Origin of the sequence: Streptomyces sp. NPDC004134 (assembly GCF_042874195.1) — a bacterium.
Classification (GTDB): domain Bacteria; phylum Actinomycetota; class Actinomycetes; order Streptomycetales; family Streptomycetaceae; genus Streptomyces.
The window spans coordinates 144,724-171,188 of the sequence record NZ_JBIAMS010000003.1 but is presented as its reverse complement, the minus strand read 5'-3'; the positions used below and the strand labels follow the sequence as shown (position 1 = coordinate 171,188).

Genomic DNA, 26,465 nt, shown 5'->3' with positions numbered 1-26,465 from the left:
GGAGGCCCCAATGCGGTTGCGCCGCCCCACCGTTCCCCTCGCCCTCGCCGCGATCCTCGCCACCGCGGGGGCCGCCGCGCCGCCGACGGCCGCCGGGACCGACGCGCCCGCGCCGCCGAAGTCCGCGGTGGCGACGGGCTACGGCGGCGCCGTCGCCAGCGTCGACGCCGACGCCACCGCGGCCGGCATCGAAGTCCTGCGCGACGGCGGCAACGCGGTCGACGCCGCCGTCGCCACCGCCGCCGCGCTCGGGGTCACCGAGCCGTACTCGGGCGGCATCGGGGGCGGCGGCTACTTCGTGTACTACGACGCGAGGAGCGGCCGGGTCGCCACCCTCGACGGCCGCGAGAAGGCGCCCCGCAGCGCCGACGAGAAGCTCTTCATGGAGAACGGCGCGGCCATCCCGTTCGACCAGGCGGTGACCAGCGGCCTGTCCGTCGGCGTGCCCGGCACGCCCGCGACCTGGGAGCAGGCGCTGCGCCAGTGGGGCACGGCCTCGCTCGGCGAGGCGCTGGCGCCGGCGACGCGGCTGGCCGAGGAGGGCTTCACCGTCGACGAGACGTTCCGCTCGCAGACCGCGGCCAACGAGGCGCGCTTCCGCGACTTCCCCGCCACCCGGGAGCTGTTCCTGCCCGGCGGCGCACCGCCGGCGGTGGGCAGCACCCTGCGCAACCCCGACCTGGCCGCCACCTACGGGCAGTTGGCCGACGAGGGCGCCGGGGCGATGTACCGCGGGGACCTGGCCGCGGACGTGTCGGACACCGTGCGCCGGCCGCCGGTCGACCCGGACGCCGACCGCGTCGTACGCGCGGGCGACCTGCGCCCCGCGGACCTGCGCGCGTACCGGGTGGCGCGGCAGCAGCCGACGCACGTCGCGTACCGCGGGCTCGACGTCTACGGGATGGCGCCGTCGTCGTCCGGCGGCACCACCGTCGGCGAGGCGCTGAACATCCTGGAGGGCACCGACCTCGGCGGGCTGTCCGAGGCCCAGTACCTGCACCGCTTCCTGGAGGCGTCCCGCGTCTCCTTCGCCGACCGCGGCCGGTGGGTGGGCGACCCGCGCTTCTCCCGGGTGCCGACGCGGGAGTTGCTCTCCCAGCCGTACGCGGACTCCCGCGCCTGCCTCATCTCCCCCGACGCCGTGCTCACCAGCCCGCTCGCCCCGGGCGACCCGCGCCGCCCGGACGCCTCCTGCGCGGCGAAGGGCGCGCCGGAGGACACGTCGTACGAGGGCCCGAGCACCACGCATCTGACGACCGCCGACAAGTGGGGCAACGTCGTCGCGTACACGATGACGATCGAGCAGACGGGCGGCAGCGGCATCACCGTGCCCGGCCGCGGCTTCCTGCTCAACAACGAACTGACGGACTTCTCCTTCACCCCGGCCGTGCCGGGCGTGCCGGACCCGAACCTGCCGGGTCCCGGCAAGCGGCCCCGGTCCTCGATGGCGCCGACGATCGTCCTCGACGGCGGCGAGCCGCTGCTCGCGACCGGCTCGCCGGGCGGTTCCACGATCATCACCACCGTGCTCCAGGTGCTGACCGGACGGCTCGACCGCGGGCTGACGCTGCCGGAGGCCATCGCGGCGCCGCGCGCCAGCCAGCGCAACACCGCCTCGACGTCGGCGGAGCCGGGGTTCCTCGGCCTGCCGGCGCGCGGTGAACTGGCGGAGCTGGGGCACCGGTTCGCCGACGGCGGCGAGATCGGCGCGGCGACCGGCGTCGAGCGGCTGCCCGACGGGCGCTGGGTCGCGGCGGCGGAGCCGGAGCGCCGCGGCGGCGGCGCGGCGGCGGTGGTACGCCCGGCCGGGCGGGACTGACCCGGCCGCAGCGGTTCACGACCGGGACGGGGTGCGCGGCGCCCCGTCCCGGTCGTCGTGTGTGTACGGGCCATGCCCCGCCCCTTGACGGGCAGTTGGTACGTACCTAAGGTCACGGGCTGTCACGGTGTTCATGTGAACACTCAACGTTCATATACGCGAACGGATGGACCCCACCATGCAGGGCACCCCCACACCCGCACACCATCGCTGCAGACCGCGCGCCGCGCTGTTCGCCACCCTCGTGGCCGCCGTCACCGCCCTGGTCGCCTCGCTCCTCGGCGGGCCGGGCACCGAGCGCGCCGACGCCGCGCCCGCGACCTTCACCCACCCGGGAGTCACCGTCTCCCGGGGCCAGTTGGACTTCACCCGGGCGAAGGTCGACGCCGGCGCCCAGCCCTGGAAGGGCGCCTACGACCAGATGATGGGCAGCAGGTACGCGAGCCTCAGCCGTACGCCCAAGCCCCGCGCGGTCGTCGAGTGCGGCTCGTACTCGAACCCCAACTACGGCTGCACGGACGAGCGCGAGGACGCGATCGCCGCGTACACCACCGCGCTCGCCTGGTACTTCACCCGCGACGAGCGCTACGCGCGCAAGTCCATCGAGCTGATGGACGCCTGGTCCGCCACCCTCAGGGACCACACCAACAGCAACGCGCCGCTGCAGACCGGCTGGGCCGGCTCCTCCTGGCCGAAGGCCGCGGAGATCATCAAGTACACGTACGGCGGCGGCTGGCCGAACGAGGCGCGCTTCGCGACGATGCTCCGCAACGTCTATCTGCCGGAGATCATCGGCGGCTCCACCTCCAACGGCAACTGGGAGCTGACGATGATGGAGGCGGCCGTGGGCATCGCCGTCTTCCTGGAGGACAAGGGCGCGTACGACCGGGCGATGCAGACCTTCCGCACCCGCGTGCCCGCGTTCATCTACCTGGAGTCCGACGGCGCGCTGCCCAGGACCGTGCCGAAGCAGAACCTCGACACCCGGCAGAAGATCATCAACTACTGGCAGGGGCAGTCCACCTTCGTCACCGGGCTGACGCAGGAGACCTGCCGCGACTTCACCCACACCGGATACGGTCTGGCCTCGATCTCGCACGTGGCCGAGACCTCCCGGATCCAGGGCGAGGACCTGTACCGGACCGACGTCGGCGAGCGGCTGCGGCACGCGCTCGGCTTCCAGTCGCGCTACGAGCTGGGCGAGGCGCCGCCCGGCTGGCTCTGCGGCGGCAGCGTCGATCGCGGCCTCGGCCCGGTCACCGAGATCGGCTACAACGCCCTGCACCACCGCATGGGCATCGCCATGACCAACACCGGCCGCTACACCGAGCAGAGCCGGCCGGCCGGGTCGAACAACATCTTCGTGGCCTGGCAGACCCTGACCCACGCCGAGAACCCGGCCTGACACACCACCGGCCCGCACGCGGGGGGCGCGTACGGGCCGGGGCGGGGGGGGACGGCCACGGCGGGCGGCGGCATGACGGTGCCGCCGCCGGCCGCGGCCCGGAAGACCGCGGACCCGACGGGGGGACGGATCCGCGGCCGGCTCAGGAGCCGCGTCAGCCGATCCGCGTCAGCCGATGCGGTGCGAGCGGAAGAACCACGCCTGCTGCTCCAGGTCCTGCGTGGCGGTGATGAGCAGGTCCTGCGTGATGAGGTCGGTGTCGTCGGTGTCAGCCACCCGCTGCCGCATGCGCGCGGAAGCCTTCTCCAGCATGTCGGTGACGTCGTCGATGACCTTCTGGTCCGAAATCTTCCCCGGCCCGATGTCGGGCAGCGGGCTGCCGGCGGCGATGGTCTTCGCCCGGCCGTCCGGGCTCACGCCCAGGGCCGCGGCCCGCTCGGCGAGGGTGTCGGCGTGCCCGCGGGCCATCTTCACCATCTTGTCGAGCTGGAGGTGCAGCTCGCGGAAGAGGGGACCGGTCAGGTTCCAGTGGGCCTGCTTGCCCTGGAGGGAGAGATCCAGCAGATCGACCAGCGCGCCCTGCAGCGCCTCGCCGGTGACGTCCAGGGCCTTCTTGTCGAGGATCGTGGTCATGTGTGGGCGCCTCCTTGCTCGTGCTTGTGGATCCCATCCTACATTAGACTTTGTCTAATCTCTTGTCGGGCTAGGCCATTCGGGGACGGGGCGCCGCGGGCGGGGCCGGGGAGCGGCCGGGGCGGCTGCCGCGTACGAGGTCACGGAGGCGGCGGCGTACGCCCTCTTGTCCAACCGCATGGGCACTTCTATCGTTCGCTCAGGTCTCGGCACACGGAAAGTGACTCAGTCATGTCAGAGCGCACAGGGCGCGGCAGGCACCGCCGCTACCGCCCCGGCCCGGTGTCGCGGGCCTCCCTCACCGTCACCGCGAGCGGCGCGGGGCTCGCGCTGCCGCTGGTCGCCGGCGCTGCCACGCCGGCCGCGGGCGCGCCCGCGGACGCGCTGCACAGCCCGGCCAGGGACCGGGCGCAGGAGGGCCTGAAGGCGCCGTCCGACGGCGCGTTATCCGACCGCGCCGATACGGAGACGGCGGCGGACGGCAGCGCCGCCGCACCGCAGGGCGGGCGGGCCGGCACGGTCGGCAACAAGCCCGGCCACCACGAGGTCGCCGCCGGGGAGACCCTCTCCGGCATCGCCGACCAGCACCGCGTGCGCGGCGGTTGGCCCGCGCTGTACGAGCGCAACCGCGGCGTCGTCGGCGCCGACCCCGACCTCATCCTCCCCGGCCAGCGCCTCGCCCTCCGCGGTGGCGCCGCGGCCCCGCCGAAGCCCCGCGCGGACTCCCCCGCGGCCGGGACGAAGAAGTCCGGGGACGACGGCGCGAAGGCGGCCGGGTCGCAGAAGACCCCGGACAAGGCGAAGGCCGGCGGCAAGGGGAAGGCCGACAAGGCCAAGCCCAAGGCGAAGGCCAGGCCGGCGAAGACCAAGCCGGACCGGACGAAGCCGGAGGCGAAGAAGCGGGCCCCCGCGCCCCAGGCCGAGGCCAAGCCCAAGGCCAGGCCGAAGCCGAAACCCGAGGCCAAGCCCGCCGCCGACTACACCTCCCCGCTCGCCGGCGCCGCCATCGGCACCCCGTACGGCGCGAGCGGCAGCAGTTGGTCCAGCGGCTACCACACCGGGGTCGACTTCCCGGTCTCCGTCGGCACCGGGGTGCGCTCCGTCGCCGACGGCGAGGTGGTCAGCGCCGGCTGGGCGGGCGCGTACGGGTACGAGGTGGTCATCCGGCACCGCGACGGGCGCTACAGCCAGTACGCGCACCTCTCCGCGGTCACCGTGAGCGCCGGCCGGCCGGTCAACGCCGGGCAGCGCATCGGCCGCTCCGGATCGACGGGGAACTCCACCGGACCGCATCTGCACTTCGAGGTCCGCACCGGCCCCGGCTACGGGTCCGACGTCGACCCGTTGCGCTATCTGCGCGGGCACGGGGTGCGCATCTAGCCCACACGCGCACCGCGCTGACCTGGGGCTTGACGATTCGTCACGAGACTTCACGTACGAAGGCTTGACCCTGCCGCGCTCCGGGTGCTTAAACGTATCATCATGCCGAAGAAGACGCGTCCCACGGTCCGCGACGTCGCCGCCCTCGCGGGGGTGTCCGTCGCGACGGTGAGCTACGTGGTCAACGGGCGGGACAACCGGATCGGGGCCGACACCCGCGAACGGGTGCTGGCGGCCGTACGGGATCTCGGCTACGTGCCGAACAGCTCCGCGCGCGGGCTGCGCAAGCGCCGCACCGAGCGGGTCTGCCTGGTGATCGGCTCGCTGGGCAGCCCCGTACAGGAGCAACTGGTACGGGATCTGCACGCGGCCGCGGAGGCCGACGGCTACGGCGTCCTCACCCTCATCGTCGACTCCCCCGCGCACGCCGCGCACGCCGCCCGGCTGCTCCGCCAGGGCCTGGCGGACGGCGCCGTCTTCTTCGACTCGGCGCGCCACTTCGGCGACTTCGGCGAGCTGGCCCGCGGCCGGCTGGCGATGGTCGTGGTCGACAACTCCGTGGCGCCGGACGGCTTCGACGTCGTGCGCACCCCGGAGTACGAGGCGTGCGGCGAGGCGCTGGACCACCTGCTGGCCGCAGGCCGCCGGCGGGTCGCCTTCCTCGGCCACCGGCACGACCTGGAGCTGGGCGACCGCTCCGCGCGGCTGACCGCGTACCGGGACGCGCTGCGGCGGCACGGCCTGCGGCCGGACGGCCGGCTCGTCGGCGCCGGCGCCGACAGCCGCGTCGAGGGCTACCGCGCCACCGCCGCGCTCATGGCCCTGCCCGAGCCGCCGGACGCCCTGTTCGTGGCCTCCGACCGGGCGGCGATCAGCGCGATATGGGCGGTCCGCGACACGGGCCGCACGGTGCCCGCGGACGTGGCGGTCCTCGGCGTCGGGAACCTGGAGGAGGGCTCGGTGATCCGCCCCGCGCTGAGCACCGTGGGACAGCGGCAGATCGACTTCAGCCGCGTCGCCGGGCTGCTGTTCGAACGGCTGGCGGCGGCGGAGCCGCCGGCGGCCCGCGAGATCGTCCTGCCCTGGGCCTTCATACCCAGGGAGTCGACGTGAACGAGCGCGCGTCCGACGGGCGCATGACCAACCGAATGCACGGCGAGAGGAGCACCCGCATGTCAGCAAGGCCAGCCATCAACGGTCAGTGGATGACCCGGCGCAGGATGCTGGGCGTCGCCGGCGGTGCCGCCGCGGCACTCCCCCTGGCCGCCTGCGGCTCGGGCGCGCCCGAGGCCGAGTCGGGCGGCGGCGGGGGCGGCGGCACGTTCCTCGCGTACTGGAACAACGCGCACGAGTACGAGGCGTACAAGGACGTCGTCGCGCAGTTCGAGAAGGACCACGGGGTCACCGTGGAGCTGCAGAAGTTCCAGTGGGAGGACCTGCGCACCAAGCTCGTCTCGGACTTCCAGTCCGGCAACGTGCCGGACGTGGTGGAGGAGCCGGGCAGTTGGGTGCAGGAGTTCGCGCTCAGCAAGGACGCGCTGTCGCTGCGGAAGTACCTCGACAAGGACGGCGCGAAGATCGGGTTCCCGGACGACTGGCTGGACGTCGCCGTCTCCGACAACACCCACGAGGGCCAGGTGTACGGCATCCAGATGCACTACACCTGCACGCTGCTGTTCTACAACCGCAAGATGCTCGACGACGCGGGCATCGAACCGCCCGCCACCTGGGACGACTTCCTCGCCGCCGCACGCGGGCTGACCACCGGCGACGTCAACGGCACGGTGCTCAACGACGGGCTCAGCTACTCCTACCCGTGGATGCTCCAGAACGGCGTGCACGAGTACGACGCGGACAGCGGCGAGCTGCTGCAGCCGCGCGCCGCCGCGATGGAGGCGATGCAGTTCCAGCGGGACCTCGTACACGAGCACAAGGTCTCCCCCAAGCCGACGACCTCCCTGGACGTGACGCGGGCCGCGAAGTTCTTCGCCGCCGAGCGCACCGCCATGATCCTGACAGGACCCTGGGACATCCCGATCATCAAGCAGTCCAACCCGGACCTCGAGTACGGGATCGCGCCCGCGCTGACGGGCAAGCGGCAGTCGACGATCGCGGGCGGCACCACGCTGTTCATCCCCGCGCAGGCCAAACGCCCCGACCTGTCCTGGGACTTCATCAAGCGGATCACCGCGCTCAAGACCGAGACCGCGGCGACCGAGGAATCCAGCATGCTGATGCCGCGCAAGTCGTGGGCGAAGGAGCCGGTCGTCCAGGAGAACCCGGACGTCAAGCCGTTCACGGAGGGGCTGCCGTACGCCGAGGAGTTCCGCACCCGCGTCTACACCACCGGCAAGGCGGGCGAGCTGGAGGACATCTACAAGACGCTCTACGAGAGCATGCTGATCGAGGGGGCCGGCGCGGAAGAGGCGTTCGCCGCCTACGACGACGCGGCCAAGAACATCCTCAAGGGCTAAGCACACATGGCAACGCCGGCCGAACTCCCCCAGCGCCCGGAGCCCATGGAGCTCCCGAAGCGCACGAAGCGCACCAAGCGCTCCCCGATCGCCCGGCGCCAGGCGCGTACCGCGTACGTGTTCCTGGCGCCGGCGCTCGTCTTCTTCGCGATCTTCTTCTACTACCCGATCGCCGACATCCTCAACACCAGCATGCTGACGGGCCAGCGGACCGACGAGTTCGCCGGGCTCGACAACTACACCAACGCCTTCGAGGACCCGCAGGCACGCAACGCCTTCAAGGTCACGCTTCAGTTCGCCGTGGCCACCACCGTCGGCGCCATCGTGCTGGGCATGGGCCTCGCGGTGCTCATCAACCAGAAGCTGCGCGGCAGCCTGGCGTTCAAGCTCGCGCTGCTGGTGCCGTACCTGACGTCGATCGCCGTGGTCGGCCTGATGTGGCGCAACATCCTCGACCCCGAACTCGGCATCCTCAACCGGATACTGTCCGACCTCGGCCTGCCGACCCAGGAGTGGCTGAACACCCACCCGGTGGCCACCATCGTCGCGGTGACGCTGTGGATGACCACGGGATACACGATGATCCTCTTCCTGGCCGGGCTCCAGGGCATCCCGGACGTGTACTACGAGGCCGCCAAGGTCGACGGCGCCAACGGCTGGCAGCGCTTCCGGCGGATCACGGTGCCGCTGCTCACCCCGACCACGCTGTTCGTCTCCGTGATGGCCGTGATCACCGGGCTGCAGGCGTTCGGGCAGGCGTACATCATCACCCGCGGCGGCCCGGGAGAAGCCTCCGACCTCTTCGTCTTCCACGTCTTCGAGCTGGCGTTCCGCGCCCGCAACTTCGGCTACGCGTCCGCGCTCTCGGTGCTCCTGCTGCTCGTCATCGTGGCCTTCACGCTGGTGCAGTTGCGCATCGGCCGGGACCGGGAGGTGCAGCACTGATGACCGCCAGGACGTACAAGACGATCGCCTACGTGCTGCTCACCGTCGCCAGCCTGATCACCGTCGTGCCGCTGCTGTACACCGTCTCGCTGTCGCTGCAGACCGAGAAGGAGATGCTGTCGGCGGAGTCGGTCCTCTGGCCGGAGACGCCGCAGTGGGGCAACTACTCCACGCTGTTCGAGGAGGCGCCGTTCGGCAGCTTCATCCTCAACAGCCTGGTGGTCGCGGGCGCGATCGCGCTCTCCCACCTGATCTTCGACCCGCTGGTGGGCTACGTGTTCGCCAAGTTCGACTTCCCGTTCAAGAACACGCTGTTCGTCGCGATCCTCGCCACGCTGATGATCCCGCTCTTCGTCCGCATGATCCCGCTGTACGTGATGATGTCGGACCTCGGCTGGCTGGACAGCTACCAGGGGCTCATCGTGCCGTTCCTGATGGACGGCTTCGGCATCTTCCTCATGCGGCAGTTCATCCAGCCGATCCCCGACGACCTCATCCACGCGGCCCGGGTGGACGGGGCGAACGAGTTCACCATCTACTGGCGCATCATCCTGCCGCAGTGCAAGCCGGCGCTGGCGGTGCTGGGCCTGTTCACGTTCGTCTTCCAGTGGAACGAGTTCCTCTGGCCGCTGGTCGTGACGACCTCGGAACGGATGCGGACGATCCCGGTGGGGCTGACCCAGTTCAGCCAGGAGCAGTTCCAGCTCTGGCACCTCACCGCCGCGGGGTCGGTCATCATGTTCGTACCGACAGCGCTGCTGCTGATCTTCAGCCAGCGCTACTTCGTCCGCGGAATCGCCCTGACCGGCCTGAAGTGACCCCCCACCCGACCATGCGGAAAGGACCCCGATGCCCGACCGGCGTCCCCATGTCATCGTCGTCTTCACCGACCAGCAGCGCTGGGACACGACGGGCGCGGGCGGCAACCCGCTCGACCTGACGCCCGCGTTCGACCGGATGGCCCGCTCGGGCACGTACGCGTCGGCGGCGATCACCCCGCAGCCCGTCTGCGCGCCCGCCCGGGCGGCGCTGCAGACGGGCCGGTGGCCCACCGACACCGGCTGCTACCGCAACGGGATCCCGCTGCCGCGCGACGCCCGTACGCTCGCGCACCACTTCGGCGACGCCGGCTACACCACCGGGTACATCGGCAAGTGGCACCTGGCCGGCGAGGACCCGGTGCCGCCGGAGGACCGCGGCGGATACCAGCACTGGCTGGCCTCCAACGTGCTGGAGTTCACCTCGGACGCGTACCGCACGGTGATGTACGACGAGGACGGCGACCCGGTGCGGCTGCCCGGCTACCGCTCCGACGCGCTGTTCGACGCGGCGATCCGGTTCGCCGCCGACCACCACGAGGAGCCGTTCTTCCTCTTCCTCTCCCTCATCGAGCCGCACCACCAGAACGAGGTCGACGACTACCCCGCCCCCGACGGCTACGAGGAGCGCTACACCGGCCGCTGGCTGCCGCCGGACCTGGCCGCGCTGTCCGCGGAAGGCGGCACCGCGCACCGGCACATCGCAGGCTACTGCGGCCAGATCCGGCGCGTCGACGAGGGCCTGGGCCGGCTGCTGGACGCCCTGCGCAGCATGGACCTGCTCGACGACACGATCGTGGCGTTCACCTCCGATCACGGCAGCCACTTCCGTACCCGCAACTTCGAGTACAAGCGCTCCTGCCACGACGGTTCGATCCGGGTGCCGCTGGCCCTGCGCGGTCCCGGCTTCGCCGGCGGCCGGGTGCTCGACGCTCCGGTCAGCACCCTGGACCTGCCGCCGACCCTCCTGGACGCCGCGGGGCTCGACGTCCCGGAGGAGATGGACGGGCGCTCCTTCCTGCCGCTGGTCCGCGACCCGGATGCCGACTGGCCGGAGGACGTCTTCGTCCAGGTCAGCGAGTCCGAGTGCGGACGGGCGCTGCGCACCTCACGGTGGAAGTACTACGTCGTCGACCCGGCGGCCGACGGCTGGCGTACCCGCTCCGGCAGCAGGTACGTCGAGACGGCGCTGTACGACCTGGCCCACGACCCGTACGAGCTCGACAACCTTGTCGGGCTCGCCTCGCACCGCGCGCTCGCCGACGGGCTGCGCGCGCGGCTGCTGGCGCGGATCACCGCGGCGGGCGAACCGGAGCCGGTGATCGAGGCGGCTCCGGAGCGGCGCGCGATGCAGCGCCGGGTCGATCCCACCGTGCACGGATTCAAGCTGGACGGCGTGCGCTTCGGGCACCAGCGCAAGCATCCCTGAACCCCGGTGGGGCGAGCCCATGGCGGCCGCTCAGGCGGCCGCCATGGGCGGGCAGATGCAGCGGACGCGACCGCAGCGCGGGCACACCGGCACAAGCGCGGTGACCTGCTGCTGCGGGGGTTGGTGACTGGTCATCTCGGATCCTCCGCCCGGCTGTGAGAACGTGATCTCCTACTCGTTAGACGCAGCGGGGAGCGATCAGGTTTATGGACAGTGGCGCCTGGGACGAACGCTATGCCGCGAAAGAGCTCGTTTGGGGCGGTGATCCGAACCGCTGGGTGGCCCGCGAGGTGGCGGAGATCACGCCCGCGCGGGCCCTGGACCTGGCCGCGGGCGAGGGGCGCAACGCGCTGTGGCTCGCGGCCCGCGGCTGGCGGGTGACGGCGGTCGACTTCTCGGGCGTCGCACTGGACCGGGGCCGCGAGCGGGCGGCGGAGCTGCCGCGGGAGGCCGCGGAGCGGATCCGGTGGGTACGGGCCGACCTGCTGGAGTACGCGCCGGAAGAGGGCGCGTACGAGCTGGTCGTGGTGGCGTATCTGCACCTGCCTGGCGCCCAGCGGCGCCGGGTGCTGCGGCGGGCCGCCGCCGCGCTCGCCGCGGACGGCGAGCTGCTGGTCGTCGGGCACGACTCGGCGAACCTCACCGAGGGCACCGGCGGGCCGCAGGATCCTGCGGTGCTGTTCACGGCGCAGGACGTGCTGGCGGACCTGGCGGACGACCCGGTGGAGACCGTGCGCGCCGAGCGGGTGCGCCGCCCCGTGGCGCAGGAGACGGGGCCGCCGAAGGAGGCGATCGACGCCCTGGCCCGGCTGCGCCGGACCCCCTGAGACCGCCGCCGGGCCCGCCGGCCCCCGTGTGACCAGCCCTTGTTGACTTGAACCATTCTTCAAGTTGCACGGTGGGACGCATGACGACAACGACCGCCGTACGACCGCGACCGCACGCCGGATACGACGATCTGCCGCGCCTCATGGGCCTGATGACCGGCGACGAGAAGCACGGCCCCGCCGCCACGTCCACCCTCGACGCGCTGTGGGTCCTCTACGACCGCGTCCTGCGGGTGACCCCCGAGACCGCCGAGGCGCCGGACCGCGACCGGTTCCTGCTCTCCAAGGGCCACGGCCCGATGGCGTACTACGCCGTACTCGCCGCCAAGGGCTTCCTGCCCGCCGACTGGCTGCCGGGGTTCGGCGGGTACGACTCGCCCCTCGGCCACCACCCTGACCGCACCCTGCTGCCCGGCGTCGAGATCGGCAGCGGCTCGCTGGGCCACGGCCTGCCGCTGGCCGTCGGCACCGCGCTCGGGCTGCGCGCCCGGGGGCTGTACGGCCGGCCGGGCCGGGACCCGCGGGTGTGGGTGCTCGTCGGCGACGCCGAGCTGGACGAGGGCAGCAACCACGAAGCCCTCGCCTACGCCGGCGCCACCGGCCTGGACTCCCTGCACACCCTCGTCGTCGACAACTCCTCCGCCAGCCATGCCCTGCCCGGCGGCATCGCCGCCCGCTTCGAGGCCGCCGGCTGGTCCACCGCCACCGTCGACGGCCGCGACCACGAGGCGCTGTACGCCGCCTTCACCGCCCCGCACCCCGGGCGGGCGCACGCCGTCATCGCCCGCGTCGAGCCCGCGTACAACTGACCGCCCCCGCACCACTCCCGCGCCACCCCCGCCTGGAAAGGACGCCCGACCATGGACACGATGCGCGAGCGCTTCGCCTCCGTCACCTCCCGGCTGCTGGACGAGGACCCCCGGCTGGCCGTCGTGCTCGCCGAGATCGGCACCGACGGCTTCGCGGAAGCGGCCCGGCGGCACCCGGACCGCGTGCTCAACGTCGGCATCCGCGAGCAACTGCTCGTCGGCGTCGGCGGCGGGCTCGCCCTGGCCGGGATGCGCCCGGTGCTGCACACCTTCGCCAGCTTCCTCGTGGAGCGCCCCTTCGAGCAGGTCAAGCTGGACCTCGGCCACCAGGACGCGGGCGCGGTGCTGGTCAGCGCCTACGGTTCGTACGACTGGCCGGCCGGCGGCTACACCCACATGTCGCCCGGCGACATCGCGCTGCTGGACACCCTCGACGGCTGGACGGTGCACGTGCCGGGCCATCCGGACGAGGCCGCGACGCTGCTGCGGCACGCGGTCGCCGCGGGCGACGACAAGGTGTACGTACGGCTGTCGCAGCAGGCGAACGCGACGGGCCGGCCGGTCGACGGCGCGGGGTTCCTGACCGTGCGCGAGGGCCGCGCGGGCGTGGTCGTGGCGGTCGGCCCGCTGCTGGACGACGTGCTGGCCGCGACCGAGGGCCTGGACGTGACCGTGCTGTACGCCACGACCGTCCGCCCCTTCGACTCGGCCGCGCTGCGCGCCGCGGTGGGCCCGGGACCCGCGGACGTCGTCCTGGTCGAGCCCTACCTCGCCGGCACCTCCACCGCGTACGCGAACGACGCGCTGGCGGACGTGCCGCACCGGGTGCTGGGCCTCGGCACCGCCAGGGGCGAGCTGCGGCGCTACGGCACGGTCCCGGAACACCTGCGGGCGCACGGGCTGGACCCCGCCTCGCTGCGCGAGCGGATCGCGGCCTTCACGGGAGCCGGAGCCGGCACCCGGGCCGCGGCCTGACCGCGGACCTCGCGGGTCAGGACTCGCCGGCCAGCTCCGGGTGCTCCGCGAGCAGCCGGGGCGGGGCGGCCTGGCGCCAGGAGTCGGCGACGATGATCTGCAGCTCGTCGAGGTCCTCCAGGGCCGCGATCCGCACCCGTACCCAGGCGAACGGCGCCTCGTGGTCGGCGACCCAGAACTTCTCCGGCTCCGCGAGCGCCAGTTCGTCGCGCTCCACCTTGGGGCAGCGCACCGCGAACGACGTCTCGTCCTCCGGCAGGGTGAGGAACATCTTGCCCTTCACCCGGAAGGTGGGCATGCCCCACGCCAGCTTCTCCGCGGTCTGCGGCAGCGCCAGGGCGGTCTTGCGTACGTCCTCGGCGGTGAGGGTCATCGGTGCTCCCCCGTCGGTCACACGTGCTTGTCGAGCCAGTCGAGCAGGTCCGCCTGGACCCCGGCGCGGTTCGTCTCGTTGAGGATCTCATGGCGCGCCCCGGGGTACGCGCGCCAGGTCGGCTCCCGCAGCCCCGCGTAGCGGAAGTCCTCCAGCAGCTCGGCGACGTGCGTAAGGCCCTGGTTGCACGGATCCCGGTCGCCCACGGCGATGTGCACGGGCAGGTCGACGGGGATCCGGGCCACGTTGTACGGGTCGTTGATCTTCCGGGTGCCGAGCACCCAGCCCAGCGACAGCGCGACGTCGAACGGGAAGCCGCAGCGCTCGTCGGCGACGTAGGCGTCGACCTCTGCGGTGTCCCGGGAGAGCCATTCGAAGCCGGTGCGGTGCTCGTACGGGTCGTTGAACGACGCGAAGATCTCCGGCACGAAGTCCGAGAGGGCGCCGCGCCCGCGCTCGGCCGCCTCCCCCGCCAGCCGGCGTACCGCGGTCTCCGTCTCCACGCCCGGCAGGCTGCGCAGGATGCCGGTGAGCACGAGCCCCGCCAGGCCCTCGCCGTGCTCCTGGGCGTAGTCGCGGGCGAGCATCGAGCCCATGCTGTGGCCGAGGAGGACGAACGGCAGCCCGGGGTGGTCCGCGCGCAGCCGGTCGCCGACGGCGGTGAGGTCGTCGACGACGGCGCGCCAGGGGTCCGCGTCGCCGGTGCCGGTGACGCCGTAGCCGCCGGTGGCGGCGGCGGTGGCGCCGTGGCCGCGGTGGTCGGAGGCGGCGACGGCGTAGCCGTGGGCGGCGAGGAAGCGGGCGAACCGGTCGTAGCGCAGACCGTGCTCCGCGGCGCCGTGCACGATCTGCACCAGCGCCCGCGGCCGGCCGCCCTCGGGCAGCCAGGTGTACGCGGCGACGGGGGTGCCGTCGGCGGCCTGGAGGGGGTCGGAGTGCATGCGGCTCGCCTTCCTCGCGATCGGTCGGGTCCGGTGCGGGACTTCCGGGGTCCAGCCTCTCTCGCCGGGGCGTCGCACACCAGATCAGCCGTCGAAGGAGATCACGACGTGGTCCTCCACGGGCTCGTAGCCGAGGCGCCGGTACAGCGCGTTGCTGGTGGGGTTGGCGAGGTCGGTGAAGAGGAGCACGTCGAGGGCGCCGGTGGCCGGTGCCGCGCGGCTGACGGCGGCGGTGACGGCGGCCGCGTAGCCGCGGCGGCGCAGCGGCGGCGGGGTGTAGACGGGCGCGACGCGGGCCATGCCGGCGACGGTCCGGGTGAGGCCGGCGTACGACACGGGCCGGCCGCCGTCCTCCCAGAGCGTCGCGCCGCCGTAGGCGAGCCGGTCGGCGACGGCGCGGGCCGGGTCGCCCGCGCCGCCGCCGGACTCGGCGGCGAACTCCCGGGTCCACGCGACCAGCAGGTCCCGGTCCTCCTCGGTGGCGGGCCTGGCCCGCCCGGGCGGCGCCGGGTCCGGGGGCACCAGTTCCCCCAGCCGGTACAGCCGGTGCCGCTCCTCCACGGTGCCCGCCGCGCCGGTACGCGCCGTCCAGGCGCCGGCGAACGCCTCGGCCGCCGCCTGCCCGGCGTTCACACCGGACACCGGCAGCGGCCCGGCGGCCAGCAGCTCCGCCAGTTCCACGGCGGCGGCATCCGGCATCCGGGACAGCAGGAGCGGATACGGCGGGGTGGCCACATACGCCCCGGCCACCCGGCCGTCCGGCGCCCGCCACCACCCGAACTCGGGCGTCCCGCCGCCGTACCGGTCGAGGCCGGCGGCGTCGAGCGAGGCGGTCACCGTCAGCAGGACGGTGTGCGCGGCGGGCTCCGCCCGCAGGCAGGGCCCCGCGGCGGCGGTGAAGGCATCGAGGTCGTGCGTCGTGATCCAGCTCATGCCCCACCCTGCACCGCCCCCGCACACGAAAGCACCCGCATTTCCGTGCCACGCCCCGGCGTTGGCGGCACCGGCGCGGCCGTCCCGCGCGCTGCGGGCGCCGGCTCAGGGCTGCGGGACGGACGGCTGCTCGACCTCCTGGATGCCGGGGCGGCCGGCCGTCACGTGGACCCGGGCGCGGGTGGTGACCGGGGCGCCGGGGGTGGAGACGTACGGGACGACGCGGTAGTCGGTGCGCCAGCTCTCCCGGGTCACCTCGCAGACGCCGTAGCCGCGCTGGACGTTGTGGAACTTCATGTGCGGGTTCTCCTGCAGCCAGACGCGGCCCCACTCGTCCTGGTCGGAGCCGTTGCCGCCGGAGGAGACGGAGGTGCCGAGGAACTCGACGCCGACGGTGGCAGAGGCGGGGTCGTCGAAGTCGTGCTTGAGGTCGGCGGCGACGCTGCGGTGGGCGTCGCCGGTGACGACGACGAAGTTGCCGATGCCGCGCTTCTCCACGCCGTCGAAGAGGCGCTGCCGCGCGGCGGCGTAGCCGTCCCAGGTGTCCATGCCGAACGCCTGCTCGATGCCCTCGGCCGAGTCGCCCTGCATGGTCATGATCTGGTTGGCCATCACGTCCCAGGTGGTACGGGACCGGGTGAGCCCGTCCAGCAGCCACGCCTCCTGCTCGGCGCCGAGCATGGTGCGCGCCGGGTCCAGCCGCTCGTCGCAGTCGAACTGCCGCCCGTCGCCGCACGCCTGGTTGTCGCGGAACTGGCGGGTGTCGACGACGTGGAACTGGGCGAGGGTGCCGTAGGACAGCCGGCGGTAGAGCTGCATGTGCGGTCCTGCGGGCAGGGAGGAGCGGCGCAGCGGCAGGTTCTCGTAGTACGCCTGGAAGGCGGCGGCGCGCCGGGCCGCGAACCCGGCGCCGCCGACGTCGTCGCCGTCGAGGCCGTCGGCCCAGTTGTTGTCGACCTCGTGGTCGTCGAGCACCACGATCCACGGGTGGGCGGCGTGCTCCGCCTGGAGGCCGGGGTCCAGCTTGTACTGGCCGTAGCGCACCCGGTAGTCGGCGAGCGAGTGGATCTCGCGGGCGGGCAGGTGGCCGCGGCCGACGGTGCCCTGGCCGCCGCCCTCGTAGATGTAGTCGCCGAGGTGGACGACGACGTCGACGTCCTCCCCCGCGAGGTGGCGGAGTGCGGTGAAGTGGCCGTCGGGGTAGTTCTGGCAACTGACGAAGGCGAAGGCCATCGAGGCGATGGCGGCGTCCGCTGCCGGGGCGGTCCTGGTGCGCCCGGTGGCGCTGAGGTGCCGTCCTGACCGGAAGCGGTACCAGTACTCCCGGTCCGGCGCGAGCCCCCGGACCTCGGCGTGCACGGAGTGCCCCAGCTCGGGTACGGCCCACTCCACCCCGGCGCGCCGGACCCGCCGGAACTGCGGGTCCTCGGCGACCTGCCAGCTCACGGGCACCTTGTAGCCGGGCATCCCGCCGCTGCCGTCCGCGGCCAGCGGCTCAGGCGCCAGACGGGTCCAGAGCACGGCGCCGTCGGGCGCCGGGTCGCCGGAGGCGATGCCGAGGGCGAACGGGTCGTCGCGGAAGCGGGGTTCGGCCCGGGCGGGAGCGGCGGACAGGGCGGCGACGGGCAGCGCGGCGGCCAGGGAGAACCCTGACCCGAGCGCGAGGAAACGGCGGCGGCTGAAACCCGGGGTGCTGGTGAAACGAGACAAGGGGCCTCCCAGTGAGCGGTGCCTGAGTCCTGAGCGACGCGTGGGGGGCCGCCCCAACATAGGGGCGCACGGGCCCGGTTGGGCACCTGTTGCGGCTATCCCGGCAAACGGCGATCGGGCTCGGGCACGCCCTGTCCGATATTGCTCGGCGCATTCCGTCGTAGGTATAGCCAAAGAAGATGCGAACAGGTTGCCGGAGGCAGGCACGCGGGCAGGTTCGGCAGGTCACTGTCGAATCCCGGTCCCGAGGAGACAGAACATGACGCTCAAGAGGAACAGGAGTGGCGTAACTTCCCACAAAACAACTCCAGTGGAGGTCACTTTTCCGCCGATCTGGTGTCCGATTCCGGCTCGTCTGCACCCTGAGGCGGCCGGTCTGGACGAGCACATCATCGCCTGGGCACGCCACGCCGACCTGATCCGCGACGGCTCCGCCGTCACCCACTTCCACCGCGCCGGCTTCGGCCGGTTCGCCGCCGCCGTCTACCCCCGCGCCGACCGTCTCGAACTGGTCGCCGAATGGCAGGTCTACAACTGGATCGTCGACGACCACCTCGACGAGGGCCACGTGGCCCGCACCCCCGCCCAGCGGCTGCACACGGCCGCGGAGCTGGGCGCCCAGCTCGACCCCGACCTCGACGCGCCGGCGCCCACCGGGCCCCTCGCCGCCGCGCTCGCCGAGCTGTGGGAGCGTACGGCCAAGCCCTTCACCCGCGCCTGGCGCGAGCGGTTCGCCGCGCACTATCGCGACTTCCTGTGGTACACGATCCTGCCGCACGCGGAACCCGCCCGGATCGCCGGCCAGTCGCTCGCCGACTTCGCGCGGCGCCGGCGGCTCAACTCCGGCTGCGAGATGAGCTTCGACCTGATCGAGCCTGCGAACTCCACCGAGATCCCGGCCGCCGTCGCCGCCAGCGACGCCTACCGGGCGGTCCGGGACGCCGCCAACGACGTCATCTCCTGGACCAACGACATCTACTCGGTGCACAAGGAGACCGCCCGCGGCGACCACGACCACCTGGCCGCCGTGCTGTGGCGCCTCGAAGGCGGCACCTGGCAGGCGGCGCTCGACCGGGCCGCCGTCATGGTCGGCCAGCGCACCGAGGACTTCAGGTCCGCCTGCCAGGACGTACGCGGCATGAAGCCGCTCTTCGGCCTCGACCCCCACGAGTGGGCGGTGGTCGAGGACTCGCTCACCGGCCTCGGCTCATGGATCGCGGGCAGCCTCGAATGGCACGGCTGGTCGCCGCGCTACCGGGAAGTGGCCACCACGAGGGTCGGCAGCGCACCCGCGTACATAGAGCCGCACCTCGGTTAGGGCCCTGGCCCTGACGGCGGCTCAGTTCCCGCGCCACCACGCGACCAGCGTCCGCCACAGCGACGGCCGCCGCCGCCGGCCCGGCTCCGTACCCGCACCCGCCGGAAGGCCGTCGGGGCGGGCCCGGGGCCCGGGGGCGGCGGCCTGGGCCACCGGCTCCCGGTCGGTCGCGCTCGCGACCGCCGCCGGTACGGGCTCCTGAGCGACCGGCGCCGGCGCCCCGGCGGTCGGCGCCGCGGGACCCGGCACGGGAGCGGCGGGCACCTGATCCCGCCGGAACTCGCCCGTGGCGGGGCCCGGCGGGGTGAAGGTCACCGGCAGCTCGACCAGTTCGCGGGAGAGCAGCGACGTGCGGTGCTTCAGCTCCTTCTCCTCGACCGCCAGGCTCAGGTCCGGCAGCCGTGACAGCAGCGTGTCGATCCCGGTGTCGGCGATGGCCCGGCCGATGTCCTGGCCCGGGCACTCGTGCGGCCCGCCGCTGAACGCCAGGTGCGAGCGGTTCCCGTGCACCGGCACGTCGAGGTCCGGGCGGATCTCCGGGTCGAGGTTGCCCGCGGCCAGGCTCAGGATCAGCAGGTCCCCCGCCTTGATCTGCTGCCCGGCCAGCTCCGTGTCGCCGGTGGCGTACCGCCCGTAGACGGCGGTGAACGGCGGCTCGTCCCACAGCACCTGCTCCAGCGCGTCCGGCAGCGTCATGTGGCCGCCGGCCAGGTTGCCGCGGAAGCGGCTGTCGGTGAGGACCATGCGCAGGGTGTTCGCGATCAGGTTCGCGGTGGTGGAGTACGCGGCGATCAGCACCAGCCGCAGATGCTCGACCAGTTCGTCGTCGCGGAGGCCGGAATCGTGGGCCACCAGCCAGGAGGCGAAGTCGTGCCCGGGCGCCGCCTGCTTGCGCGCCACCAGGTCGCGCAGCGTCTGCACGATGTAGTCGTTGCTCGCGATCGCCGTCTCGGAGCCCTTGACCATGTCACGGGCGGCCTCGACCAGTTGCGGGCCGTACGACTCGGCCATGCCGAGCGCCTTCGTCATCACCAGCATCGGCAGGTGCTCGGCGAACTGGCCCACCAGGTCCGCCCGGCCGGTGGCGGCGAACTCGTCGACGAGCTGCCCGGAGAAGCGGGTGACGTGGCGGCGGATGCCGTGCCGGTCGAAGCGCTTCATGCTGTCGGTGACCGCGGAGCGCAGCCGCCGGTGCTCGGAGCCGTCGACGAAGGAGCACATCGGCACCCAGGTCACCAGCGGCAGCAGCGGGTTGTCCGGGCCGACCTGGCCGTCCCGCAGGAAGCGCCAGTTGCGCGAGTCGCGGGAGAAGCGGGTCGGGTTGCGGGTGACGTCCAGCAGCTCGCGGTAGCCGAGGACCAGCCAGGCGGGCAGGTCGCCGTGGACGAGGACGGGCGCGACGGCGCCGTGCTCGGCGCGCAGCTTCTCGTACAGCCCGTACGGGTTCGACGCGGCCTCGGTGCCGTGCATCCGGGCCGGGCCGCCGGCGCCGCCGGCGTGCGCGGGGCAGCCGGGCGGGGGCGCCGCGGCCTGGCCGGCGCTCTGCTCCTGCGGGTCTGCTGCCGGTACGGGGTCGGATTCCGTCGTCACGACGCCTCCGTGGTCAGGGCGATGGAGTGCAGGAAGCGCACCAGGGACTTCAGGACGCTGCGGGAGGACTCCTGATCGCGGGCGTCGCAGGTGATGAGCGGTACGTGCGCGGGCAGGTCGAGCGCCGCGCGTATCTCGTCGAGGGAGTGGGACGGGGCGTCCGGGAAGCGGTTGACCGCGACGAGGAACGGCACGGCGCCCTCCTCCAGCCGGCCCAGCACGTCGAAGCAGGCTTCGAGCCGACGGGTGTCGACCAGGACCACGGCCCCGAGCGCACCTTCGAAGAGCCCCTGCCACAGGAACCAGAAGCGCTGCTGGCCGGGCGCGCCGAACAGGTAGAGCACCAGCCGCTCGTTGAGGCTGATCCGGCCGAAGTCCATGGCGACGGTCGTCTCGCTCTTGTCCGGAACGCCGACGAGGTGGTCCACACCCTCGCCGGCCCGGGTCATCGTCTCCTCGGTCGTCATCGGGTCGATCTCGCTGACCGCACCGACCATGGTCGTCTTCCCGACGCCGAACCCGCCCACCACCACGACCTTGACCGACGTCGTCGCCGAGTCGGGCAGGAGGTCCTCGCTGCGCGGACCCACGACGGCGTCAAAGCTGTTCGAGTCCATCCATTACTTCCTCGAGGAGTCGCAGGTCTGCCACGGGCGGGACGGTGGAGCGGGTCTCGACCGCGCCCTCCGCCATCAGGTCCGCGACGAGCACCGCCACCGCGCTGAAGGGCAGGCGCAGATAGGCGGTCAGCTCGGCGACGGAAAGCGGCGCGCGGCACAGCCGGACGATGGCCGCGCGCTCGGGCTGCATCCCGGGCGCCGGCTGCGTCCGGGAGATGACGAGCGTGACCAGGTCGAGTGCGCCCTGGGCGGCGGTGCCGCTGCGCCCGCCGGTGATGACGTAAAGCCGTTCGGGACCGTCGTCGTGCCACTCGTGGTCCGCTTCCTTCATATGGCCTGTCCGTCGCTCCGCGGTGGGCTTGTCAGATGGGCCCCGATGCGTGCGACGAGATCGCGCATGCGCTGGCCCATGAGGCCCGCGTCCACTCCTTCGTCGGCCGCGACCGCCAGATAGGCTCCGGCACCCGCGGCCATGAGATAGAAGAATCCGCCGCTGACCTCGATGACCAGCATCCGCATCTTGCCGTTGCTGTTCGGGAAGACGCCGGCGATCGACTTCGCCAGGCTCTGCAGCCCGGCGCAGGCGGCCGCGAGCCGGTCGGCCGTGTCCGGCTCGGTGCCGTGCTGGGCCATCCGCAGCCCGTCGGAGGACAGGACCACGACGTGCCGGGTCTCGGGGACGCTCTCGGCCAGATCCCGGAGCATCCAGTCCATGTCCGCTCGCTGCGCCACGTCAGTCCTCCTCGCCCGATGATGGATTCGACGGTTCCGGTGCTCCGTCGCCGTGCCGGAGGCGGGCCGAGCGTTCCGGGCGTATGGACCCGGCCGTCTCGTCCCCGCCGCGGGCGCTGCCGCCCGGCTCCTGCGGCTCCGCGGCCGCGCCCGCGTCGCCGGCCTGCGGCTCGCCGTCGAGTCCGCGGGTGAAGTCGCCGAGCCACAGGCCCGGTTCGACGCCGCGGCTCTCCGCGGCGCCGTTCTCGGTCCCGGCCGGGTACGCGGTGGCCGTACGCCGTCCGGACGCCTGCCCCCCGGCCGCCGGGGCGGCGGGCGGCACGACCGGGGTACGGCGGCGGCGCTGCGGCAGGCTGCCGGCGACCGGCTCCGCGTGCGCGGGCGGCGAGGGCTGCGGGCCCGCCTGCCGCACCCGGTCCCTGCTGCGCCTGAGTCCCGCGCGGGCGTCGGCGCTGCCCTCGATCCCCGCCGGCGGCGGGGTGGCGTTGCGCAGCGGCCGCGGTCCCGAGGTGGCGCCGATGCCGTGGGCGGTGCCGGTGGCGGGGGTGGTGGTGAGCAGGACCTGCGGCACCACGAGCACCGCGCGGACGCCGCCGTACGCGGACGGGCGCAGCGAGACGCGGAAGTCGTACGTCTGCGCCAGCCGGCCGACGACCGCGAGCCCGAGCCGCGGGGTCTCGCCGAGGTCGTTGAGGTCGATGCCGGCCTGGGCCTCGGCGAGCATGTGCTCCGCGCGCTCGCGCGCCTCTTCGCTGAGGCCCACGCCACCGTCCTCGATGGCGACGCCCGACTGCACCTCGGTGGCCGAGAGATGGACCTTGGCGTGCGGCGGCGAGTAGCGGGTGGCGTTGTCGAGGAGTTCGGCGACGGCGTGGATCAGCGGCTCGACGGCGGAGCCGACGACGGCGACCTCGGCCACGGGGTGCAGTTCGACGCGCTGGTAGTCGATGATCCGGGACATGCCGCCGCGCAGCACGCTGTAGAGCGCGATGGCCTTGCCCCACTGGCGTCCGGGGCGGTCGCCGCCGAGCACGGCGATGCTGTCGGCGAGCCGGCCGACCAGGGCGGTGCCGTGGTCGAGCTTGAGCAGGTCGGCGAAGAACTCGTGCCGCCGGCCGTGCCGGTCCTCCATCTCCCGCAGGCTGCGCGCCTGCTGGTGGATGATGGCCTGCACCCGGCGGGCGATGTTGACGAAGCCGCGCTCGGCGGAGACGCGCAGGTCCTCGGCGTTCTGCACCGCCTCGACGACGGAGCGCAGCGCGGCCGCGTGGGCGGCGCGCACCTGCGGGGTCAGGGACTTCTCCGCCTCTATGCCGGCGAGCACGTCCTCGGCGTACTCGCCCCGCTGCAGCCGCGCGACGGCCTGCGGCAGCAGGCCCGCCAGCCGGATCATCTCGGCTTCCTGGGCGGCGAGCCGGCGCTCCCACGCGGCCTCGTGGTCCGCCAGTGCCGCGGACGGCGCGCCTGCGGCCCGCCCGCGGCGCTCGGCCTCGGCGGCGGCGAACGCGACCACGAGGGCGGCGGCCGCGCCGCACACGGCGACGGGCGTACGCGCGTCGGCGGAGACGAGCAGCAGGGCGATGGCCGTGCTCACGACCACGACGGCGGTGGGTATCAGCCACCAGCGGACGGTTCCCGTCCGCCGGCCGCCGGTGGCGGGTCCCGCTGGATCCATGAGCATCCTCAGGGTCGAACGACTGTGTGACGCCGAGCGATCACGCTGAGCATCGCAAGCAGCTTAGTGCGCTCCGCTTGCCGCTGGCATAGGTTCTCAGCATGTCCAACCAACGCCTACCTCACGTTAGTTGACGATCACTCAGCGAACGGGTCGCGACCGTTTTTCAGCCAGTACCGAGCAGTTCGAGCACATCGGCATCCGTTAGCTGCTCGAACTCGTCGTACCAGAGTCCGACCGCACCGAAGTCCGCCGGCGCGTAGAGGCACGTCACGTCGTCCGCCTCGCCCCGTACGGCCCGGAGCCCGCCGGGCGACGCCACGGGCACCGCGAGGGTGAGCCGCGCCGGCCCCGCCGCCCGGGCCGCGCGCAGCGCCGCGCGGGCGGTCGCGCCGGTGGCGAGCCCGTCGTCCACGACGACGGCCCAGCGGCCGGCGAGCGCGGGTGCGGGCCGCCCGCCGCGGTAGAGCGACTCGCGGCGGCGCAGCTCGGCGCCCTCCCGCCTGGCGGTCGCCGCGAGGTCACGCTCCGTGAGCCCGGACCCGGCGAGTGCGGCGGGGTCGTAGAGCGGCGGGGCGTCGCCCGCCACCGCGCCGAGGCCGTACTCGGGGTGGTGCGGATGGCCGATCTTGCGGACGAGGAGCACGTCGAGGGGGGCGCCGAGGGCGCGGGCGACCTCGTACGCGACGGGCACGCCGCCGCGCGGCAGCGCGAGCACCACGGCGCCGCGCGGGGCGCCGGCGGCGGGCGCGGCGCCGGCCTCGGGCCGGCCGTCCCGCAGCCGCCGGGCGAGCGCGCGGCCGGCCTCGCTACGGTCGTGGAAGCGCATGGTCCCGCTCTGTCGGGGTCCCCCCGGTCACGTCACATTGTGCGACGGCCCGGGGCATCACGCACCTCGCGCGTACGCTCCGGGGGTAAGGACCCCCGCCCGTCAGCGGCGGCGCAGGTGCACCACCGTGGCGTCGAGGTCGCCGTGCAGCCCGGTGTGCAGCCCCCGGTGCGCGAGCACCCCGCCCCGCAGCAGCTCCCCCGGATCGCCGCCGGCCAGCACTTCGTACTCCGCGGCCGGGTCCACCGCGGCGAGGCGCAGCGGCGGCGGCGACTCGTTGTAGCGCTGCGCCTGCAGCCAGGCCAGGACGACCACCTCGTCGGCCCGCTCCGGGTCGTCGCCGAGGACGTACTGCACCGCGCTCAGGCCCTCCTGCGGCTCCCGCAGCCGGTAGAGCCGGCCGAGCTGCACGGCGGGGCGGATCCGCTTGTACAGCTCCACCCAGCGCCCGGCCTCGGCCAGCTCCTCGCCGCTCCAGCGGGCGAGGTCGCCGCCGACGCCGAGTACGCCCGCCATGGCGCTGACGAAGCGGTAGCGCAAGCTGCTGACGCGGTCCTGCATCTGCTCGTTGGGGCTGTCGGTGACCCAGGCGGCCGTGACCCGGGCGGGGTGGATCTGGCCGATGCCGTGCTGGATGGGCAGCCGGTCGAGCGGGTCGGTGTTGTCGGAGGTCCACACCTGGTCCGTACGGGACAGGATGCCGAGGTCGATCCGGCCGCCGCCGCCCGAGCAGGACTCGAAGGCGACGTGCGGATGCGCGGCGCGCAGCCGGTCGAGCAGGTCGTACAGCCCCTGCACGTGCGCCACCGAGGGGTCGGTGTGCGCGCCCGGCTCGGTGAGGGAGCGGTTGAAGTCCCACTTGACGTAGTCGATGGGCGCGGAGCGCAGCAGCTCGTCGAGCTGCTCCCACAGATACGTCCTGACCTCGGGGCGGCCGAGGTCCAGCACGAGCTGGTGGCGGAACTCGGTGCGCCGGCGGCCCGGCCGGTGGTGCACCCAGTCGGGGTGGGCGCGGTAGAGGTCGCTGTCGGGGTTGACCATCTCCGGCTCGACCCAGATGCCGAAGTGCATGCCGAGGGCGTGGACTTCGTCGGCGAGCGGCTTCAGCCCCTCGGGGAAGCGGTCGGGGTTGGGCGTCCAGTCGCCGAGGCCGGCCTTCGCGTGCGTACGGGCGCCGAACCAGCCGTCGTCGACGACGAACAGCTCCACGCCCATCGCCGCGGCCCGCCGGGCCAGCTCGCGCTGGTGCTCCAGCTCGACGTCGAACTTGGTCGCCTCCCACGAGTTGTAGAGGACGGGCCGGGGGATGTGCGCGTCCGGTACGACGTGCGCGAGCTGCCAGGCATGCCAGGCGCGGGAGGCGGCCCCGAAGCCGCCGTCCGTGTAGAGGCCGGCGAAGACGGGCGCGGTGTACGACTCCCCGGGCGCGAGCCGGACCAGTCCCGAGTCGTCGTGCCCGGCGCCGCCGACGGCCTGCACCACGCCGTCGTCGAGCTGCTGCACGGCGATGCGCCAGGACCCCGACCAGGCCAGCGCGCAGCCGTAGACCTCGCCGTGCTCCTCGCCCGCGGTGCCGTCGTCCAGGGCGATCCAGGGCAGGTGGCGGTGCGAGGTGTGGCCGCGGCGGCTGCCGATGACGGTCTCGCCGGGGGTCAGCTCCGCGCGGGCGAGTAGGCTCTCGGCGGCCCAGCGGCCGTGCAGGTGGGAGAGGCGGCGGCGGTCGGCGCGGGGCAGGGTCCACGCCGCGGAGTCGAGCCGCAGCAGCTCCAGCGCGGGGTCGCCCGCGCCGCCCTCGTGGACGGCGGTGGCCCAGCGCTCCAGCACGTCGGCGCCGGCGCGCATGCGGTAGTGCAGGGTGACGGCGAGGCGGTGCACGGAGTCGTGGAACGTGAGCCGCAGCACGTCGCCCCCGGTCTCGGCGCCGCGGAACTCCCACTCGGTGCCGCGGCCGCCGGCGCCGTCCGCGGCGCGTACGGCGAGCGCGGGCCGCACGAAGCGGGGGCCGCCCCCGACGGGGTACTCCTCGCGGCCGTCGAGGCGCGATTCGAAGGAGCGGAAGCGCGGCGCGGGTTCCGCGGCCAGCGCCTCGGCGTCGGCGAGGGTGAGCCGCGGTCCCCAGTGGAGGTGCAGCAACTCGTCGCGCCGGTTCAGCCGCAGTGCGTAGCTGCTGTGCGGGCCCGACAGCAGCCAGATCCGACCGTTCCCACCGACCTCGACCATCTCATCTCCC

24 protein-coding genes are annotated in these 26,465 nt (G+C 73.4%); 12 read left to right on the top strand and 12 right to left on the bottom strand.

Translation table 11 applies throughout. From position 1 onward, the window contains the following. The first annotated feature begins 10 nt into the window (after window positions 1-10). Both ggt and ACFYVJ_RS05955 read left to right on the top strand, forming a co-directional pair. A complete protein-coding gene (ggt, locus tag ACFYVJ_RS05960) occupies window positions 11-1,819 on the top strand; it encodes a gamma-glutamyltransferase (protein WP_388886985.1) in 1,809 nt (602 codons plus the stop codon). Between the two features lie 166 nt (window positions 1,820-1,985). Continuing rightward, window positions 1,986-3,224, top strand: coding sequence for an alginate lyase family protein (locus tag ACFYVJ_RS05955; protein ID WP_388886983.1), 1,239 nt, complete (start codon window positions 1,986-1,988; stop codon window positions 3,222-3,224). Window positions 3,225-3,392: 168 nt separating this feature from the next. On the opposite strand, the gene ACFYVJ_RS05950 is transcribed toward ACFYVJ_RS05955, so the two are convergent. Further along, entirely contained in the window at window positions 3,393-3,857 is a 465-nt protein-coding gene (locus tag ACFYVJ_RS05950; RefSeq protein WP_388886981.1) for a Dps family protein, read from the bottom strand. 282 nt (window positions 3,858-4,139) lie between these two features. On the opposite strand from ACFYVJ_RS05950, the gene ACFYVJ_RS05945 reads away from it, so the two are divergent. From ACFYVJ_RS05945 to ACFYVJ_RS05905, 9 genes are all read left to right on the top strand, one after another. Next, complete coding sequence (locus ACFYVJ_RS05945) at window positions 4,140-5,237, top strand: peptidoglycan DD-metalloendopeptidase family protein (RefSeq protein ID WP_388887353.1); 1,098 nt, start codon at window positions 4,140-4,142, stop codon at window positions 5,235-5,237. 102 nt (window positions 5,238-5,339) lie between these two features. Further along, entirely contained in the window at window positions 5,340-6,350 is a 1,011-nt protein-coding gene (locus ACFYVJ_RS05940) for a LacI family DNA-binding transcriptional regulator (RefSeq protein WP_388886979.1), read from the top strand. Between the two features lie 59 nt (window positions 6,351-6,409). After that, window positions 6,410-7,711 (top strand): ABC transporter substrate-binding protein, encoded by a 1,302-nt coding sequence (locus ACFYVJ_RS05935; RefSeq protein ID WP_388886977.1) that lies wholly within the window; start codon window positions 6,410-6,412, stop codon window positions 7,709-7,711. Window positions 7,712-7,756: 45 nt separating this feature from the next. Next, on the top strand, window positions 7,757-8,656 hold the full coding sequence (locus ACFYVJ_RS05930) for a carbohydrate ABC transporter permease (RefSeq protein WP_388886976.1): 900 nt from the start codon (window positions 7,757-7,759) through the stop codon (window positions 8,654-8,656). Next, complete coding sequence (locus tag ACFYVJ_RS05925; protein WP_101420166.1) at window positions 8,656-9,474, top strand: carbohydrate ABC transporter permease; 819 nt, start codon at window positions 8,656-8,658, stop codon at window positions 9,472-9,474. The genes ACFYVJ_RS05930 and ACFYVJ_RS05925 overlap by 1 nt, the downstream gene beginning before the upstream one ends. Window positions 9,475-9,505: 31 nt before the next feature. Then, window positions 9,506-10,903, top strand: a complete 1,398-nt coding sequence (locus ACFYVJ_RS05920) for a sulfatase-like hydrolase/transferase (RefSeq protein WP_388886974.1) — start codon at window positions 9,506-9,508, stop codon at window positions 10,901-10,903. Between the two features lie 206 nt (window positions 10,904-11,109). Further along, entirely contained in the window at window positions 11,110-11,730 is a 621-nt protein-coding gene (locus ACFYVJ_RS05915; protein WP_388886972.1) for a class I SAM-dependent methyltransferase, read from the top strand. A gap of 80 nt (window positions 11,731-11,810) precedes the next feature. Continuing rightward, on the top strand, window positions 11,811-12,539 hold the full coding sequence (locus ACFYVJ_RS05910; protein ID WP_388886971.1) for a transketolase: 729 nt from the start codon (window positions 11,811-11,813) through the stop codon (window positions 12,537-12,539). A 51-nt stretch (window positions 12,540-12,590) separates the two neighbouring features. Further along, window positions 12,591-13,514 (top strand): transketolase family protein, encoded by a 924-nt coding sequence (locus ACFYVJ_RS05905; RefSeq protein WP_388886970.1) that lies wholly within the window; start codon window positions 12,591-12,593, stop codon window positions 13,512-13,514. A 16-nt stretch (window positions 13,515-13,530) separates the two neighbouring features. Here the strand turns inward: ACFYVJ_RS05905 and ACFYVJ_RS05900 are convergent, their stop codons facing one another. From ACFYVJ_RS05900 to ACFYVJ_RS05885, 4 genes are all read right to left on the bottom strand, one after another. Further along, entirely contained in the window at window positions 13,531-13,887 is a 357-nt protein-coding gene (locus tag ACFYVJ_RS05900) for an MmcQ/YjbR family DNA-binding protein (protein WP_101420171.1), read from the bottom strand. Window positions 13,888-13,904: 17 nt separating this feature from the next. After that, window positions 13,905-14,828, bottom strand: coding sequence for an alpha/beta fold hydrolase (locus tag ACFYVJ_RS05895; protein WP_388886969.1), 924 nt, complete (start codon window positions 14,826-14,828; stop codon window positions 13,905-13,907). 84 nt (window positions 14,829-14,912) lie between these two features. Further along, window positions 14,913-15,761 carry a GNAT family N-acetyltransferase gene (locus ACFYVJ_RS05890; RefSeq protein WP_388886968.1) on the bottom strand — a complete coding sequence of 283 codons (849 nt, stop codon included), beginning with the start codon at window positions 15,759-15,761 and terminating at the stop codon, window positions 14,913-14,915. Between the two features lie 105 nt (window positions 15,762-15,866). Then, window positions 15,867-17,471: an alkaline phosphatase D family protein gene (locus ACFYVJ_RS05885; RefSeq protein WP_388886966.1), complete on the bottom strand. Its 1,605-nt coding sequence runs from the start codon at window positions 17,469-17,471 to the stop codon at window positions 15,867-15,869. A 310-nt stretch (window positions 17,472-17,781) separates the two neighbouring features. Here ACFYVJ_RS05885 and ACFYVJ_RS05880 point away from each other — a divergent pair, with 310 nt between their 5' ends. Continuing rightward, window positions 17,782-18,789: a hypothetical protein gene (locus ACFYVJ_RS05880; RefSeq protein ID WP_388886965.1), complete on the top strand. Its 1,008-nt coding sequence runs from the start codon at window positions 17,782-17,784 to the stop codon at window positions 18,787-18,789. Between the two features lie 21 nt (window positions 18,790-18,810). Here ACFYVJ_RS05880 and ACFYVJ_RS05875 read toward each other — a convergent pair whose 3' ends face one another. The 7 genes from ACFYVJ_RS05875 to ACFYVJ_RS05845 all read right to left on the bottom strand — a co-directional run bounded on the left by ACFYVJ_RS05875 (window position 18,811) and on the right by ACFYVJ_RS05845 (window position 26,455). Next, entirely contained in the window at window positions 18,811-20,259 is a 1,449-nt protein-coding gene (locus ACFYVJ_RS05875) for a cytochrome P450 (protein WP_388887351.1), read from the bottom strand. 116 nt (window positions 20,260-20,375) lie between these two features. Further along, window positions 20,376-20,996 carry an ATP/GTP-binding protein gene (locus ACFYVJ_RS05870; protein WP_388886963.1) on the bottom strand — a complete coding sequence of 207 codons (621 nt, stop codon included), beginning with the start codon at window positions 20,994-20,996 and terminating at the stop codon, window positions 20,376-20,378. Next, a complete protein-coding gene (locus ACFYVJ_RS05865; RefSeq protein ID WP_047019353.1) occupies window positions 20,977-21,330 on the bottom strand; it encodes a DUF742 domain-containing protein in 354 nt (117 codons plus the stop codon). Before ACFYVJ_RS05865 ends, ACFYVJ_RS05870 begins: the two co-directional genes overlap by 20 nt. Beyond that, a complete protein-coding gene (locus ACFYVJ_RS05860; RefSeq protein ID WP_047020624.1) occupies window positions 21,327-21,713 on the bottom strand; it encodes a roadblock/LC7 domain-containing protein in 387 nt (128 codons plus the stop codon). Before ACFYVJ_RS05860 ends, ACFYVJ_RS05865 begins: the two co-directional genes overlap by 4 nt. A 19-nt stretch (window positions 21,714-21,732) precedes the next feature. Next, a complete protein-coding gene (locus ACFYVJ_RS05855; protein WP_388886961.1) occupies window positions 21,733-23,406 on the bottom strand; it encodes an ATP-binding protein in 1,674 nt (557 codons plus the stop codon). A 166-nt stretch (window positions 23,407-23,572) separates the two neighbouring features. Next, window positions 23,573-24,235 (bottom strand): phosphoribosyltransferase, encoded by a 663-nt coding sequence (locus tag ACFYVJ_RS05850; protein WP_388886959.1) that lies wholly within the window; start codon window positions 24,233-24,235, stop codon window positions 23,573-23,575. Window positions 24,236-24,337: 102 nt separating this feature from the next. Next, window positions 24,338-26,455 (bottom strand): alpha-galactosidase, encoded by a 2,118-nt coding sequence (locus tag ACFYVJ_RS05845; protein ID WP_388886957.1) that lies wholly within the window; start codon window positions 26,453-26,455, stop codon window positions 24,338-24,340. Window positions 26,456-26,465: the final 10 nt, after the last annotated feature.